13 protein-coding genes and 1 riboswitch are annotated in these 15,151 nt (G+C 53.9%); of the genes, 6 read left to right on the top strand and 7 right to left on the bottom strand.

Annotated features, from left to right (window positions below):
• Positions 1 to 24: 24 nt before the first annotated feature.
• A complete protein-coding gene (locus Q3Y58_RS00065) occupies positions 25 to 1,137 on the bottom strand; it encodes a zinc ABC transporter substrate-binding protein (protein ID WP_319620502.1) in 1,113 nt (370 codons plus the stop codon).
• Between the two features lie 113 nt (positions 1,138 to 1,250).
• Between Q3Y58_RS00065 and Q3Y58_RS00060 the strand changes: the two genes are divergently transcribed.
• The 3 genes from Q3Y58_RS00060 to Q3Y58_RS00050 are packed head-to-tail and all read left to right on the top strand — an operon-like array spanning position 1,251 to position 3,304.
• Positions 1,251 to 2,057: a metal ABC transporter ATP-binding protein gene (locus Q3Y58_RS00060; RefSeq protein WP_319620501.1), complete on the top strand. Its 807-nt coding sequence runs from the start codon at positions 1,251 to 1,253 to the stop codon at positions 2,055 to 2,057.
• On the top strand, positions 2,050 to 2,880 hold the full coding sequence (locus tag Q3Y58_RS00055; protein WP_319620500.1) for a metal ABC transporter permease: 831 nt from the start codon (positions 2,050 to 2,052) through the stop codon (positions 2,878 to 2,880). Before Q3Y58_RS00060 ends, Q3Y58_RS00055 begins: the two co-directional genes overlap by 8 nt.
• Complete coding sequence (locus Q3Y58_RS00050) at positions 2,873 to 3,304, top strand: Fur family transcriptional regulator (protein ID WP_274217752.1); 432 nt, start codon at positions 2,873 to 2,875, stop codon at positions 3,302 to 3,304. The genes Q3Y58_RS00055 and Q3Y58_RS00050 overlap by 8 nt, the downstream gene beginning before the upstream one ends.
• On the opposite strand, the gene Q3Y58_RS00045 is transcribed toward Q3Y58_RS00050, so the two are convergent.
• The 4 genes from Q3Y58_RS00045 to Q3Y58_RS00030 form a co-directional block, all read right to left on the bottom strand.
• Positions 3,301 to 4,074, bottom strand: a complete 774-nt coding sequence (locus Q3Y58_RS00045) for an ABC transporter ATP-binding protein (protein ID WP_319620499.1) — start codon at positions 4,072 to 4,074, stop codon at positions 3,301 to 3,303. The genes Q3Y58_RS00050 and Q3Y58_RS00045 overlap by 4 nt on opposite strands.
• Complete coding sequence (locus Q3Y58_RS00040) at positions 4,071 to 5,072, bottom strand: FecCD family ABC transporter permease (protein WP_274217750.1); 1,002 nt, start codon at positions 5,070 to 5,072, stop codon at positions 4,071 to 4,073. Before Q3Y58_RS00040 ends, Q3Y58_RS00045 begins: the two co-directional genes overlap by 4 nt.
• Positions 5,069 to 5,836: an ABC transporter substrate-binding protein gene (locus tag Q3Y58_RS00035; protein ID WP_319620497.1), complete on the bottom strand. Its 768-nt coding sequence runs from the start codon at positions 5,834 to 5,836 to the stop codon at positions 5,069 to 5,071. Before Q3Y58_RS00035 ends, Q3Y58_RS00040 begins: the two co-directional genes overlap by 4 nt.
• A 166-nt stretch (positions 5,837 to 6,002) precedes the next feature.
• The gene (locus tag Q3Y58_RS00030; protein WP_319620496.1) at positions 6,003 to 7,850 is read right to left on the bottom strand and encodes a TonB-dependent receptor plug domain-containing protein; all 1,848 of its coding nucleotides are present in this window, start codon (positions 7,848 to 7,850) and stop codon (positions 6,003 to 6,005) included.
• Between the two features lie 158 nt (positions 7,851 to 8,008).
• A riboswitch (cobalamin riboswitch) is annotated at positions 8,009 to 8,219 on the bottom strand.
• Between the two features lie 231 nt (positions 8,220 to 8,450).
• On the opposite strand from Q3Y58_RS00030, the gene Q3Y58_RS00025 reads away from it, so the two are divergent.
• Positions 8,451 to 9,755, top strand: a complete 1,305-nt coding sequence (locus tag Q3Y58_RS00025; protein ID WP_319620494.1) for an HlyD family type I secretion periplasmic adaptor subunit — start codon at positions 8,451 to 8,453, stop codon at positions 9,753 to 9,755.
• 61 nt (positions 9,756 to 9,816) lie between these two features.
• On the opposite strand, the gene Q3Y58_RS00020 is transcribed toward Q3Y58_RS00025, so the two are convergent.
• A complete protein-coding gene (locus tag Q3Y58_RS00020) occupies positions 9,817 to 12,069 on the bottom strand; it encodes a type I secretion system permease/ATPase (RefSeq protein ID WP_274217745.1) in 2,253 nt (750 codons plus the stop codon).
• A gap of 48 nt (positions 12,070 to 12,117) precedes the next feature.
• Entirely contained in the window at positions 12,118 to 13,488 is a 1,371-nt protein-coding gene (locus tag Q3Y58_RS00015; protein ID WP_319620910.1) for a TolC family outer membrane protein, read from the bottom strand.
• A 448-nt stretch (positions 13,489 to 13,936) separates the two neighbouring features.
• Between Q3Y58_RS00015 and Q3Y58_RS00010 the strand changes: the two genes are divergently transcribed.
• Together Q3Y58_RS00010 and Q3Y58_RS00005 are read left to right on the top strand one after the other, a co-directional pair.
• A complete protein-coding gene (locus Q3Y58_RS00010) occupies positions 13,937 to 14,626 on the top strand; it encodes a GntR family transcriptional regulator (RefSeq protein ID WP_319620493.1) in 690 nt (229 codons plus the stop codon).
• A 91-nt stretch (positions 14,627 to 14,717) separates the two neighbouring features.
• Positions 14,718 to 15,151 (top strand): transposase (locus Q3Y58_RS00005; protein WP_319620491.1); only part of this gene is annotated, 434 nt, incomplete at its 3' end.

Genomic DNA, 15,151 nt, shown 5'->3' with positions numbered 1-15,151 from the left:
CGCTCAAACACCCGAACGCGCGGTTCAGCCTTTCAGGCACTCTTTCAAACTGGCTGCAAGGCCGCGGATCAGTTCAAAGTACTGATCTTCACCGGGAGTCATCGTGGCTCCAAGCGGGTCAAGTTCGCCGGACTTTGCATCCGTCCCTTCCACCAGAACTTTCACGATCTTTGGCTCAAACTGCGGTTCGGAGAACACGCAGGTCGCGTTGAGATCTTCAATACGATGCTGAATTTCAGCAACACGCTCAGCACCCGGTGCCCGCTCTGGGCTTACAGTTACGGACCCCGCCGCAGGAACGTCAAAGCGGTTCTCAAAGTACTGATAGGCATCGTGGAACACGATGAAAGGCTTCCCTTGCACGGCTTTCATCTCGCCAGTAATCTCAGCCGTCAGATTATCCAGACGAGCCATTAACTTCTCAGCGTTGTCAGCGTATGTTGCAGCGTTTTCCGGATCGATTTCTGAAAGTTCTTCGCTCAGAGTTGCAACGAATGCTTTTGCGTTGAGTGGGTCGAGCCACATGTGAGCATCGAATTCGCCGTGCGCATGATCGTCATGCTCATGGTGTTCATCATGTCCATGGTCGTCGTGGGCATGGTCATCGTGACCGTGTTCCGCATGAGCATGCTCTTCTTCATGCGCATGTTCGTCATGATCGTGATCATGTTCAGCGTGGGTCTCATGATCGTGTGTGTCGTGATCGTGCCCCTCATGGTCTGCATGGTCATGGCTTTCATGATCATGCTCTTCATGATCGTGGTTATGCTTCTCGAATGGACCACCCTCACGGAATGGCAACAACTCCAAACCGGGTGCCTTGGATAGCGGCAGTTTGTGCGCGCCATGGCCAAGTGTTTCAAGCGGCTTGATCATGAAGGTCTCGAGCTCAGGTCCAACCCAAACGATCAGCTCCGCATCTTGAAGGGAGGCTGCCTGAGAAGGTTTCAAGCTATAGCCATGCGGTGAACCTGCACCTTCGACAAGCAGTTTCGGCTCGCCAACACCCTTCATGACACCTGCCGCCAAAGAGTGAATTGGCTTGATGGTGACAACCACATCAGGTGCGGAATAGGCTTGTGCGCCAAGGGCTAAGAATGAACCGGCAGCAAGAAGAGAAGAGGCAAGGGTGCGCATTGGTGCTCCTAAGATCATGTAATGTTATGATATAACATCAGTTGCGAAATGGTATAACGTGTGCCATATCCTTTGACAAGATTGTGCGCGAGAAATTTTGGAAGTAGCACCCCTTGAGCAGCTTACTAACTTTGCAGAATGCTGGCCTTTATCGAGACGGAAAATGGCTGGTACGTGGTGTGGACCTCTCCATCCGGAAAGGTGAGATCATTACGCTTATCGGCCCCAACGGCTCCGGAAAATCGACAACAGCCAAACTTGCCCTTGGCATTTGCCGGCCCAGCGAAGGCACCGCCCAGCGCCAACAAAATCTGCGTGTCGGATATGTGCCGCAAAAGCTCTCAATTGACTGGACATTGCCATTGAGCGTCGAGCGCCTCATGCGTCTGACGGGCTCTCTGTCTGCCGCATCGATGGACGCAGCCCTAGATCGTACGGGGGTTTTGCATCTTAAGAAGGCGCAGGTTCAAAACCTCTCGGGCGGCGAGTTTCAACGGGTCCTCATGGCACGAGCGATTGCGCGCCAGCCGGATCTTCTGGTGCTTGACGAGCCGGTTCAAGGCGTCGACTACTCCGGCGAAATCGCTCTATACGAGTTAATCGCCGATATCCGAAAAGAGCTGGACTGTGGTGTGCTCCTCATCTCCCATGACCTGCATATCGTTATGGCAGCTACCGACAGCGTCGTCTGCTTGAACGGGCATGTTTGCTGCCAAGGCTCTCCCAGTGCAGTTGCTCAGTCCTCGGCCTATCAGCAGTTGTTTGGCCCACGGACACAGAGTGCACTGGCCGTCTATGAGCATAACCATGACCATACCCATCTGCCAGATGGGCGTGTGATGCATGCAGATGGGTCGATAACCGAGCACTGTCACAAACATGACGGCCACCACCACGCAGAGGAGGCCCGCAATGCTTGATGACTTCTTCACCCGCGCCCTGGTTGCCGGTATTGGTGTCGCCCTGGTTGCCGGACCGCTCGGCTGCTTTATAATCTGGCGCCGATTAGCTTATTTCGGGGATACCTTGGCACATTCAGCGCTGCTTGGGGTCGCTCTGGCGTTTCTGTTTCAGCTAAACCTCACCATATCGGTGTTTCTGGTCTGTGCGCTGATCTCTCTTCTTCTTCTCGGCTTGCAGCGCCGCGCTACCATTTCCTCCGATGCGCTGCTTGGCCTCCTCTCCCATTCTGCACTTGCCATTGGCCTCGTCTGCCTGGCCTTCATGAGCTGGGTTCGTGTGGACCTGATGGGTTTTCTCTTCGGCGATATTCTAGCCGTTTCCAAAACGGACATTGCCATTATCTACGCCGGAGGCCTGATAACGCTTGGTCTTCTTGCTTTCATCTGGAAGAGCCTTTTTGCCTCAACCGTGAATTACGAGCTGGCAGAAGCAGAAGGGCTCAAACCCGAAGTTGCCAACACTATCTTCATGCTTCTCATGGCGACGGTCATCGCCATCTCCATGAAAATCATTGGGGTGCTTCTGATCACGGCCCTGCTCATCATACCGGCAGCGACCGCCCGTCGGCTTGCATCAGGACCTGAGCAGATGGCAGTGATGGCGGCCGCTTCCGGCTGCCTTGCAGTAGTGGGTGGGCTCTTTGGGTCCTTGGAGTGGGATACCCCCACCGGGCCATCGATTGTGGTTGTCGCGCTTTTGTTGTTTATTCTCAGCTTCGCGCCCATTAAACACCTAGTGAGATACCGTTCCTCTGCGCAAAAGGGGGCAGCAGATGGCTGAGCACCAACATGCTCTTGGGGGTAAACCCCTTACGAAAAACCAGCGTTTGGTGCTGGAACGTCTCGAAAAGACGGAAGGACCGCTGAGCGCCTACTCCATTTTGGATGAGCTGCGCGACGAGGGGTTTCGCGCGCCGCTTCAGGTCTACCGCGCGCTGGACAAGCTGGTTGATGCGGGTCTTGTGCACCGGCTGGAAAGCTTGAACGCCTTTGTAGCTTGCCGTCACCCTTCTTGCCATTCTCACAGAATGATCGGGTTTGCCATTTGTGAAGAATGCGGCTCTGTGCAGGAGTTTTCTCAGGACCGCATTTCCGAGGAACTCGTTGCATGGGCGAGGGATGATGGGTTCCGCTTGAAGAAGACAACCATCGAGCTGCGCGGTCTTTGCAAAACCTGTGCTGAACAAGCCCCGCTTCAGTCCTAGGTAACGCGGCGCACAGGCACAATCACTGTGCCTTGCGCATCTTCTCCTCGAAATGCTTCAATCCCAAACACATCTCGAAGCACCTGTTCGCCAAGGGTTTCCTGAGGGGCCCCGTCTGCGACAAGGGTGCCTTCCGAAATTACCAGAAGACGAGAGCACCAACGCGCAGCCAGGTTGAGATCGTGAAGTGACACGAGGATGGTTTGCCCTTCGCTGGCAACGCGTTGCAAAATGCTCATCAAGTGAATTTGATGAGCCGGATCAAGGCCCGCATTCGGCTCATCAGCAAAAAGGAGCGGTGTTTCCTGCGCCAGTGCCCGCGCAGTCAGTACACGAGCCAGCTCTCCGCCCGAAATTTGCGTCGCAGAACTTTCGCGCAGGTGCGTGACTTCCATTGAACGTAACGCGGCTTCAACCTTTATCATTTCAGCAGCATTCGACGCGCCAAACGCCTGAGAGTAGGGCGCACGCCCCAAGGCCACAAGATCCTTTACCGTGACACCCCATGCCACTTCTCGATTCTGCGGCAGATAAGCCATTCGGCGCGCACGTTCATTGAGACTGAACGCGCTGACATGCTTGCCTTCAACCATTGCCATGCCGGAATGCGGCAAAAGGCCAAGAATTGCCTTCAGTAGAGTGGATTTTCCCGAACCATTGGGGCCAACAATACCGATCAGCTCGCCCCCTTCAGCAGAAAACGAAACCTTGTTTAAAGTGGTACGATTTCCCCGTTGGACACTTAGGTCATTAACGCTCAGCAAGGTCATAGCATGCTCCTTCGCTTCGCTAAAATGAGCCAGAGAAAGAAGGGCGCCCCGACCAACGCAGTGAGCACGCCAAGTTTCAGGCCGCTTTGCGGTGTGATGATCCGCACGCCAATGTCAGCCACAGTCAGCATAATGGCCCCGCCAAGCGCACTAGGCAGCAAGAGCTTAGACGGCTGATGACCAACCAAGCCCCGCATGAGGTGCGGCACCACCAAACCAACAAAACCGATAGCACCAGCAACTGCTGTTGCCGCCCCAACGCTGGCCGCCGTGCCAATGATCGCAATGAAGCTGAGGCGTTTCAGGTTTACACCCAAAGTCATCGCCGCTTCTTCACCGATGGTCAGCGCATCAAGCGCGCGGCCTAATGACAGCATCATGATCCATCCCACGACCATTAGCGGCAGTGCCAGCCAGACATGCTGCATGGAGCGGTCTTCCAGTGACCCAAGCATCCAGAACACAATTTCCATTGCCGCAAAAGGATTAGGAGACAGATTGAGAGCAAGCGAAGTGAGCGCCGTTGCAATGCTCGAAATGGCCACCCCCGCCAGTATCAGCGTCAACGTATGCCCCCGCTGCCCAGCCAAACCATTGAGAAGCGCGCCTGCAATGGCCGCTCCCATGAGCGCCATAAGAGGCAGCGCCAACGGAAACGCGACTGAAAGGCCGGTATAGATCGCGATCACCGCGCCTAAACTAGCTGTCGAACTGACGCCTATGAGGCCCGGTTCTGCCAGCGGATTGCGCAGGTAGCCTTGCAGCACAGCCCCCGAAAGCCCGAGAGAGATACCGATCAATACGGCGAGCACCGCGCGAGGTAAGCGGATGTCTTGCATGACAACGGCAACTGGATTGCCATCATCGGCGAAGAGAGCTGCAATCCCCTCCGTGAAAGGAATCTGAGCTGGACCAACCGATAGGGACCCCACAAATGCACAGAGAACAGCGAGGCCAAGCAACGCCACCAACAGAGCGTAGGGGATGCGCAGGTTCATTGCTGTTTTTCCTCTGGAGTGCGGGCAACCCTGTCACCAGCGATACGGAGCATTTCTACGGCCACATTGACAAACGGCAAACCGCAAATTGTGTACTTGCTGTCGATAGCAACCTCGCCCTGACTGTGAATGGTGTTGTAGAGGGCCGGATGCCGTAAAACCTCATGGGCAAGGGCGGGTGGATGCACCATTTCGCGGGCCGTTATCAATACCTCCGGCGCTTCCATTACGAGAAGCTCCAAAGGCAGGCCTTTCGTGCCGGAAAGATTCAAGCGTTTGGCGATGTTCTCAAGCCCCGCGGCGCTCATAACCTCGTTCATGAGCGTCCGATCGCCTGATGTGTAACTGTTCGCGTAATAAACAGCTGCGGGGACCTTGTTAGTGCGCGCACTTTCCTTAGCCAGCGCAAGTTCATTCTCAAAGGCCTCGACCAGTCGTTCTGCGGCTTCTTCACGGCCAATGATGGCACCGAGCTTGCGCAGGTTTGCCGGGATTTCATTGAGCGAACGTACTGGAGAGAACTGCTCTACGCGGATGCCCAATTCTCGTAGAAGGTTGATGCTCGTATGGCGCGTGAAAGTGCCCGCAAGGATCAGGTCCGGCTTCATCAAATAGATCTCTTCGGCACGTCCGTGGTTGACTGGGTACTTTGCCGCCTCCTCATTCATGACAGCCAGCGTATCATCACTTGCCAGATGAGAAAGGGCCCGGACTTGTTCTGGTGCGGCCACCAGCATGAGCAGTTGGTCGGTGCACAGGTTCATTGAGACAATACTCTGTGGCGGGTTGTTCTCAGCAGCGTTCGAAGCGCTCCAGGGCATGCATGCGGCACACAGGCCTATGAGGCCTAATGCTCCGATCCAGCTTGATTGTCGTGCCACCATATGCCCTCAAAGAATGGCCCTGCTCCTCAAAGCAGGGCCGCACCTATTAGAATTGTGCCTTTACGCCGGCATACACTGAAAACCCAGCAGTGCCATAACCGTTCGCAGTCTGGTACTCCTGATCAAGGATATTCTCAGCCCGCAGATACAACTCAGGACCTTCATCAAACGCATAGGACACCTTGCCATTGAGAAGGAAGTAGTCGTCCAGTTCCGTAGTTCCTGGCCACTGGCTATCAATTGTGTCCGCGACATAATTGCCATTCATGGATACGGTCCAATTGTCATTTGGCTGGTAGACCAAGCCCAAACTCAAGTCGTGAAGAGGCACACGCACCAGTCTCGCTCCATCGGGATCTTCCGAATCCGTATAGGTATACGCCGTTGACAGAGCCAGCCTTTCATTGACCGCATATTCAGCAGAAAGCTCAACGCCTTGGTTCTTGCTGGTGCCATCTACCTGCACATAGCCACTCGTCGCGAAAGAATAGTCGATCAGGTCTTCTCTCTGGATGTAAAAATAGGTCGCTGAGGTAAGCAATCGTCCATCGAACCACACTCGGTCTACGCCTACGTCAAAGCTCAAGCTTGTTTCAGGTTCGAGTTGAGCGTTCCCGTAGGTCGGATGATAGAGCTCGTAGTTTGATGGGGCTCGAAACCCTGTGCCGATACTGGACCGAAGGGTTGTTGCGGCATCGACCTCGAAGGCCGCTGAACTTCGCCATGTCCACTGTTCACCAAACTGCGAGTGGTCATCTCGGCGGACACTGCCAGTAAGCGCCAGACGATCAAACAGATCAAGGTTGAGCTGAGCAAAACCGCCCCAGATTTGGGTGTCTTCATTCAACCCGCTGGACAGATCAACTTCCTCATTAGCCCAATCGCCACCGAACACGACAGAAACGGTATCATTTAACTCGTAGGAACCAAGATACTCTACAGCCTGCCGATCCCCTCGATATGTACCGGGATTGTCGCTATGGATCTCACGATCAATGCGACTTATCTGAAACGACAAGTCACTGATGAAACGATCATCAATCAACGATAGCTTGGTGCCGACCAATCCAGCCCGATACTCTGAATCCTCATGATTTTGTGCGCTTGGAGCACCAAATCCATCGTATTCGTTGCGGGCGTTGTAGTAGCGAACGGCGCTGTAGACTGCCAGTGCATCGGTCAGATCGTAGTCAGCACGACCAGATAAAGTGGTGTTTCTATACCCATCATCATCTGCGCCCGGGTTCTCATTTTCGTCCAATGCAGAGAACCCATCCGAACGAAGATGCTGAGCGTTCAGGGAAATCTGCCCTCGATCAAAGCCTGCACTGATGCCATAGGCGCCGTTGAAGGTCCCATAGCTACCGCCTTCCACCGAAGCGCGGTGGTTCACCTCACCCGCTTTCGCCCTTTTGGTGCGAATATCAATGACGCCGCCAACAGCCTGTCCACCATAAAGGGCGCTTTGAGAGCCTTTCAGAACCTCGATGCGTTCGATGTCAGCGGTCAGCAGATCGGTGAGGCGGGCCGCTACCTGTGTCCCAGTTGGATCTGAAATGTTGATGCCGTCGATGCGCACCTGAAGATACTTGTTACCAAGGCCACGAATTCGAAGGGTGCTGGCCGTTCCCGCCGGGCCATTCTGGCTCACGGTAATGCCGGGGAGGCGCGCGAGGTAATCTTGAACGAAGGTGTCGCCTTCGCGCTCGAGTTCCTCAGAGGTTACCACCAGAACGGTGGAACCGGTTTTCGCCGCCTCTGTGGGCGTGCGGTTTGCAGAAACGGTAATTTCATCCAGCACAATTGCTTGCTCTTCAGCAAGTGCTTGAGCGAGGGATGGTGTGGCAGCGAGTGCAAAAGATACGCTTGCCAGAATGAGACTGGACTTCTTCATCGGTAACAGATCCACCAGACACGGCCCGAACGGCGCCGTGATGAGAAAAGTGTGCAGGTGGCTGAAACGAATTTAACTCAGAGCATTTCCGTTCAGGCGCCTGCGGTGAGACTGTCACTTGAACGGAAGGACCGCCCCTCAACGCGCCCCGCGTAAAGGGTGAGTGACGGCAAACGGCAGGTCTCCTGACTTACGGGTCGTCGCTATGTGCTCCGCCTTCCCAAGCGCTTCGGCTCAGTGGCTTTTGATGGAACCAAGCTCGTCGTTTACAGTTGCGGGGGCAGTCGCGGACTTCGAAACAGAGTTTCGGCACCGCGTTCCCTTTTCATTCAGCGGCGTGCCACTGAAACCGATTGCGGCGGCAAAAAGACCGGAATACGGCTTCATTGTCAATATTTATTAGTAGCATTTTGAGGGTTCGAGTGTTCTGGCCAGCCTGAGCAACAGGGAAGAAGGGAGAACCGAACTCGCAGAAGCAATTTCCAACAGCAGCAGTGGCACCTCACTAAAGCATGATACAATTTTGTTGTTGTTGCCAATGACATGGAAACTAATCTTTATTACGTTGGGTCATCAATAAATTAACAAGAAGCGGGACCCATGATTGTCCTTGAAAACGACCGCCACGACAAACCACCACGAATGGCCAATGCCATCATATTCCTCATCATCGCCCTGCTTGTTGTTGGGGGCACTTGGAGCGCGTACGCCCGGCTCGAAGAAGTGGCCCGAGGCGAGGGAACTGTCATCCCTGCGGGCCGAACTCAAGTGATTCAAGCCTCTGAAACTGGGAACGTTCAGGAGATCTTTGTCGAGATTGGACAAAGCGTCAGCAAGGGCGATCTCCTTTTCCGCCTTGACGATACGACCAACTCTGCGGCTCTGGGTGAGTTGACAGCACGCAGTCGTGCGCTGCGGGCCCAAATCGCCCGATTGAGGCTGGAGGTCTCCGGGGCTGCTGATGAAGAGAATTTCCAGTGTCCTGATGACATAACAGAGATTGCCAAACAGGTTTGCGAGAACGAGCTTCGGTTGTTTCGAAGCAAACGACTGAACCTGGAACGCCAGCTGGAAACCATCGACCAGCGGCAACAACGTAACCGCAGTGAACGGCTTGAGATCGAAGCCAACATTGCTGGTCTCGAAGAGAGTCTCGATATTGCCAAGGCCGAAATGGAGATGATGGAACCATTGGTGGCGCGAAAGATTGCGCCGCGCACCGACCTGTTGCGGCTGCAGCGTGAAATGGCGGATATTCGCCGCCAACAAAGCACGGCGCGTGAAAGCCTGATGGGAATAGACTCCGAGTTGGCGGAGCTGGAATCGCAAAAGGCCGAAATCCGATCCAAGGAGAATGAGGATATCCTCAATGAGCTGACCGAGCGCATATCCGAACTATCCGTCATTACCGAGAGTATTCGTGCTGCTGAACGGAAGCTGGCGCAGACCGACACATATGCACCGGTGGATGGCATCGTGAACAAGGTGGAAGTGAACACAAACGGCGCATTTGTGACAGCTGGAACACCCGTTCTTGAAATCGTGCCCATTGGGGACCGGCTGCTGTTTGAGGCCAAGATAAACCCCAAGGACATTGCGTTTATTCACGCTGGCCAGCAGGCCGTTGTGAAGATCACGGCCTACGACTTCGCCACCTATGGCGGGCTTGATGGGCGCGTGACCCATGTGGGTGCGGATGTCATCCATGATGAAGACACAGGCGAGGCGTTTTATTCCGTAATCATTGAATCAGACAACGCCTTTTTGGAGCTTCAGGGGCAGGAGCATCCATTGATGCCTGGCATGTTCGGGCAAGTTGATATTCTGACCGGAGAGAAAACCATTCTTGCCTATCTCATGGAACCGCTAATCACAGCGCAAAGCACTGCCTTGAGAGAAAGATAGAGGCTAGTGAAGCCGCTGGTCCCAACGCCAGCGGCTTTTCATTTGCGAGCTGTGCGCCACATCACGCCTCATTTGTTTTGGGCAACTCATTGGTTTCGTCTTCAAGCTCGTCAAAGTCATTTGCAGAAACACGAGGGCCTTGCGCCGACGCCCGCGCAGCAGCCCGCTCGGCCAAAGCCGCCAACACTCTCTGCTTTGGTCCATCTGCAACCACCTTGCCATTGTCCACAACGATCAATCTCTCGACCAGTTCCAACATCGCTTGACGGTGCGTTGCGAGAATGAGGGTTTGGTCGGGCCAGATCGCTTCTTTCAAGTGCTGTATCAGGATCTTCTCGGCGGCCAGATCCAAGGCACTGGAAGGCTCATCAAGGAACAGAATTGGCGGCGATATCAGAAACACACGGGCAAGGGCGATTGACTGTATCTGCCCACTTGAAAGGAAACTGCCACGCTCACCAACGGGCATGTCATAGCCCATGGGATGGCGTGCGGCGAATGTATCAACACCCGCCATGCGGCACGCAAACAAGATTTCATCATCTGTTGCACCTGGCTTTGCAATCAGCACGTTTTCTTTCAGTGAGCCGCGGAAAAGATCCGTTTCCTGCACGACCAAACCAACAGCTTTGCGAACCTCATAAGGGTGATACTGGCGGGCATCCACCCCATCAATCAGCACTTCGCCAGAGGTGGGCGTGTACAAACCGGAGGCCAACCGGGCAAGCGTGGTTTTGCCGGAACCGATGGGACCAAGGATACCGACCTTCTCTCCGGGCTTGATATGAAACGAGACGCCATTCAGCACGCTGCGCTCCACCGCCGGATACTGAAAGGAGACGTTTCTGAACTCCAACTCGCCATCAAGGACAATGCGGTTCACATAGTCCTTAACCCCCACGCGCTCATCGGGCTGCCCCATCAGATCATCAAGGGTTTTTAGGGCTGCGAACGCATAGCGGGCGCGGGTCAGAACCGTGGTCATTTGCGTGAGGGGTGCAACGGCCCGGCCGGAGAGCATCACCACGGCGATGATAACGCCCATAGTGATCTCATTTTCTGCGAAGCGGTATACGCCGGTCACCACAACCCAGACGGTGGTCATTTGCTGCAGGAACTGGGCGATATTGACGGCCAAGGAACTGTAGGCCTTGATTTGTGACTGGGTACGGCTGCCCTCTTGGATGAACCGCTCCCACTTGGCGAGAAAATACCCCTCGGCACGCAAGCTTTTCACCGTCTCCATGGCGGTTACGCTCTCAACCAGCAACCCGTGCCGCTGCGCCGAGTCGGACTGAGCCCGAGCCAGATAGCGCGACACGAAGGCTTGGAGGACCAACCCTGAGATGGCAACCAGAACCACGGCGACAAGAGGTACGACGACCATCCACCCGCCGAGCAGGTAGATGACAAACAGGAAGACGAAGAGGAAGCAAACATCAACCAATAGCGACAGAGTACTGGAGGTAAAAAACTCGCGCACATACTCATATTGGGAGACGTGATTTGCGAAGACGCCTGTAGATTCCGGCCTCTCTTGCAGGCGTATATTCATTACCTTCTCAAAAAGTGCTGAGGAGACATGAATGTCCAGCTTGCGGCCTACATAGTCGATCAGTGTCGCGCGGGAGACCTTCAGCAGAAAATCGAAGATGAAAGCGATACTCAAACCAATTGCGAGCACCCACAAGCTGGAAATCGCCTTGTTTGGCAGCACGCGGTCATAAACATTCATGACAAACAGCGGAGACGCCAGCGCCAATGCATTGATGACGCTTGCCGCCAAAATCACCTGAACCATACTCTTCCAGTAGGTCCTCAGTGGTGCCCAAAACCAGTTCTCACTGCTCTTTGTGGCCCCACCGGGCTTGAGCCCGGCATGGCGCTGCGGTTCAGCAAAACTAATGGTCCACCCGGCATAGTCCTCCGTGATCTCCAATTCCGAAAGTGTGATGGTTTCGTTGCGCCCTGGCAGGGCGGCTTCGAAAACCCGGTCCCCACTGCGTTCCAGCAGGACAACAGGGCCGCGTTTTTTCAATGCAATGATGATGGGCAGAGTAAAAGGAGGCTGTTTGCCAAGTGCTGCCCCACGCACGGACGCTACCAACTCAATGCGCTTGGCCGCACGAGCGATTAACTCGGGCGTAAAATGCTCAGTTTCGTGCGGAAGCCCAGCAGTAAGAACTGTCAAAGAAGTTGGCCGGTTGAAGCGTTGCGCTACGATTTGCAAACACGAGACCAATGGATCCGGATGATCCTCTGTCACCTCGCCGTGAGCGAGGTGCAGATCAACTTTTGAGCGCACAGGTTCCATCGTTTCCTCTGTCTTTTTTATGACGTTACGTCAATATGACAGAGAAACCTAATTTAAATCCGAACGGAAATATTCAATACGACCCATATTTGGATCTTTTCTTGGCATTTCCTTGGGTTTGGGCGGCGGAGGCACGTGTGCATCTGCCCGAGCATAGGCATCTGCCTGCGGAGGCAAGGCAGTATGGACAGCATCCAGCAACCTTCCTGTAGCCGCAACCAAGCGAAAATCTGCGAAAGCGGCAGAATAATTGGATGTTTGAACCAACACGTTGGTGTTAAACCGAGTGTTCTGCGCGTCCAAAAGGTCCAATAGGGAGCGCAGGCCAATCCTGAACTGCTCTCGATAGGAAGAAACGACATCGTTGTTGGCGGCAGCCTGCTCTTTCAGTTTCGCCAAGAGCACCCGCTGTTGAGTGCGCGTAATCCAAGCAGCGCGAACATTTTCTTCAACCTCTCTGATGCGCAGATCGCGGATTTTTCGCGCCTCCCCAACACGGCGGATCTGCTCCTGAACATCCGCAGTATCAATACCACCGCGATAAATGTTCCAGCGAAGAGCCAAACGAACTTGCAGGTCTGTTGTGCGGTCATCATCGCCGTCTATGTCCTGCCCGGTTCTCGCAAGACCTTCCAGATTAAGGCGCGGATAGAATGGTGCCTTTGCAGCCTTCAGCTCCGCAGCGGCCGTATCCACATCCGCCATCGCCAGTAATATCAACGGGTTATGCTGTCGCGCAAGCGCAACCGCCTGCGCTCGCGTCTTGGGCAGATAATGGTTCAAGTGCGGCAGGCCCGCGACCTTGTGAACGGGCCGGTTTACGTAGCGCTGCAAGCGCACAGCCGCGATCGCGCGATCTTCCTGAGCTTCGATGAGGCGGCTTTCGGCCCCGAGCAAACGTTCTATACCTTGCTCCAGATCTGCACTGGTCAGAGTTCCGCTGTTAACGCCCTCTCGAATGTCCGAGAGGATCGCGCGGTGAAACCGGACATTCTTTTTGGCCTCTTCAATAATCTCGTCCTGAAGCAGAAGCTCAACGTACTCGCGGGTGACCTCAAGACCAATGAATTCCGAACGCTCATAGACACGGAATGAAGCGCCATCGACCCGGGAGGCTTGGCGTTCTACCTCCGCCTCACGTCCGAAACCGTCAAAAACATTCTGGTTGAGTGACAAACCGATATCGCGGGGAAACAGGGCTGTACCTTCATCACCTGTTGCCCGGCGCCCGTCATTGTCGAGACGACGAGCGCCGATTGAGGATTCCACATCCAACTGTGGAAGGTAAAGCCCACGCGCTTGGCGCAGTTCAAATTCGATCGCTTCCCGATTCTCGATTGAAGCCAAGATATCCGGGTCCGTTGCCACGGTTTCGCGAATTGCTTCTTGCAAAGTGAGCGCACTGGCTGGCTTGGCCACCAATGCAGATGCACCTAAACATGAAGCGATAGCAAAGAGTTGTAGTGCCTGTCGTGTCTTTGATAGCCAGATCATATCGCAACCACATATCCTTGATGGTATTGCGACCAGTCTAGTTAAACTCAAAACAATATTAACTAATTGGTAACAAATGAATTTTGTCTATATTGATATAAACCCGTCCACCTATTCAATTGACAAATTTTACAATACTTCAAGAATACATGTAAGAAACTATAATTTCACTGAGAGTCAATTCATAAATGTGAAATTTTTCATTGTTTTTATTTACCAGAAATATTCACAGCTAGGTGAGCGATCGTACCTAAGTCTGATTGCCCTGCAACTATTTGTTGCGGTACTTGCATGATATAAACACTGGCACCTACATGGGATGAGAATGATCACTATAATTCGAGCATCCCACGGATCAGGCTAAACGAACCCAATGCACCTCGATTTTATTAAAGAGTTCGGCGTGAGCCCACGTTCGAGCAAGAAGTCGCGCAAAAGTGACTTCGTGTATTATGGGCTCAAAGAAAAAATAATCATAGGGGCACTCAAGCCAGGGCAGGTTCTTGGCGAGCAACAAATCGCTGCAGAATATCATTGCGCTCAAGGTACAGTCAGAGAAGCTCTTATCCAGCTCGATAACAACGGCTTGGTATGCAAACACGACTATCGAGGCACCCATGTGGCGCCCCTATGCCGAGATGAGGCCCTGCAGATGGTCTACATCCGGCGGCAATTAGAGCAAGTGGCTGCACGGCGTGTCGCCTCTAAACTGTCCGATGAAGGCTTTGAAGAACTGAAGTTGGTTGTGGCGGCCATGCACAAGACTGCAGCCGACGGACGTACCTATCTTTGCAGTGAATACGACCGGAAATTTCATGGCCTGCTTTTTAGAGAATCCGGTCTCGTTGGTCTGGAGCCAATCCTCAACAGATGTGCATTGCACATGCATCGCTTCACCATGAATGGCCGGACTGAAGAGCTTGATGCCGAAGATGTAAGGCGCCGGCACACGCACATTCTGGAGGTCTACAAGTACGGTACACCGGATGAAGCGGAGAGGGAGGTTGGCAACCACATTGATTTTTTGATTGAAACGTGGATGCCGGATCCGCTCGATCTCTGATGAAAAAAGCCCCGCACCAAGCGGGGCTCAGACTGCTGACAAAGTGATTGAAAGTCCTCGCTTTATGCGGGGACTTTTGATTCAATGGGGTATGTTGAAGAAACCCTCCCCCCAGCAGACCGCTTTTGAGATGGTCAGTCTCGAGAGTTTGGTCCCCAGCGATCACTTGCTTCGCAAGATCGAAGCGGTCATTGATTTTGATTTCATTCATGAGCGGGTGGCAGATTTGTACTGCGCAGACAATGGTCGTCCTGCCCTTGATCCGGTCATGATGTTCAAGGCGCTTTTTCTTGGATATTTGTTTGGCATTCGCTCGGAGCGGCAGCTGGTTCGAGAGATAGAAGTCAACGTGGCTTATCGTTGGTTTCTGCGCTTGCAGCTGACGGACAAGGTGTTTGACGTGTCAACGTTGAGCCAGAACCGTCGCCGCCGGTACAATGATACATCTGTGGCTCAAGACATCTTTGACGGCATTGTGGAGCAAGCGATTGCCCATGGTCTGGTGGATGGCACGGTGTTGTATAC

Origin of the sequence: Nesiotobacter zosterae (genome assembly GCF_033843645.1) — a bacterium.
Classification (GTDB): domain Bacteria; phylum Pseudomonadota; class Alphaproteobacteria; order Rhizobiales; family Stappiaceae; genus Pseudovibrio; species Pseudovibrio zosterae.
The sequence above is the reverse complement of the archived record's forward strand: the minus strand, read 5'-3'. Positions and strand labels throughout refer to the sequence as shown.

Bases quoted from the DNA above. Each gene is read 5' to 3' on its own strand.
- Q3Y58_RS00050 (WP_274217752.1), top strand. From the start codon at position 2,873: ATGGCTGAGCACCAACATGCTCTTGGGGGTAAACCCCTTACGAAAAAC.
- Q3Y58_RS00025 (WP_319620494.1), top strand. From the start codon at position 8,451: ATGATTGTCCTTGAAAACGACCGCCACGACAAACCACCACGAATGGCC.
- Q3Y58_RS00040 (WP_274217750.1), bottom strand. From the start codon at position 5,072: ATGAACCTGCGCATCCCCTACGCTCTGTTGGTGGCGTTGCTTGGCCTC.
- Q3Y58_RS00020 (WP_274217745.1), bottom strand. From the start codon at position 12,069: ATGGAACCTGTGCGCTCAAAAGTTGATCTGCACCTCGCTCACGGCGAG.
- Q3Y58_RS00010 (WP_319620493.1), top strand. From the start codon at position 13,937: ATGCACCTCGATTTTATTAAAGAGTTCGGCGTGAGCCCACGTTCGAGC.
- Q3Y58_RS00035 (WP_319620497.1), bottom strand. From the start codon at position 5,836: ATGAACCTGTGCACCGACCAACTGCTCATGCTGGTGGCCGCACCAGAA.
- Q3Y58_RS00055 (WP_319620500.1), top strand. From the start codon at position 2,050: ATGCTTGATGACTTCTTCACCCGCGCCCTGGTTGCCGGTATTGGTGTC.
- Q3Y58_RS00065 (WP_319620502.1), bottom strand. From the start codon at position 1,137: ATGCGCACCCTTGCCTCTTCTCTTCTTGCTGCCGGTTCATTCTTAGCC.
- Q3Y58_RS00045 (WP_319620499.1), bottom strand. From the start codon at position 4,074: ATGACCTTGCTGAGCGTTAATGACCTAAGTGTCCAACGGGGAAATCGT.
- Q3Y58_RS00030 (WP_319620496.1), bottom strand. From the start codon at position 7,850: ATGAAGAAGTCCAGTCTCATTCTGGCAAGCGTATCTTTTGCACTCGCT.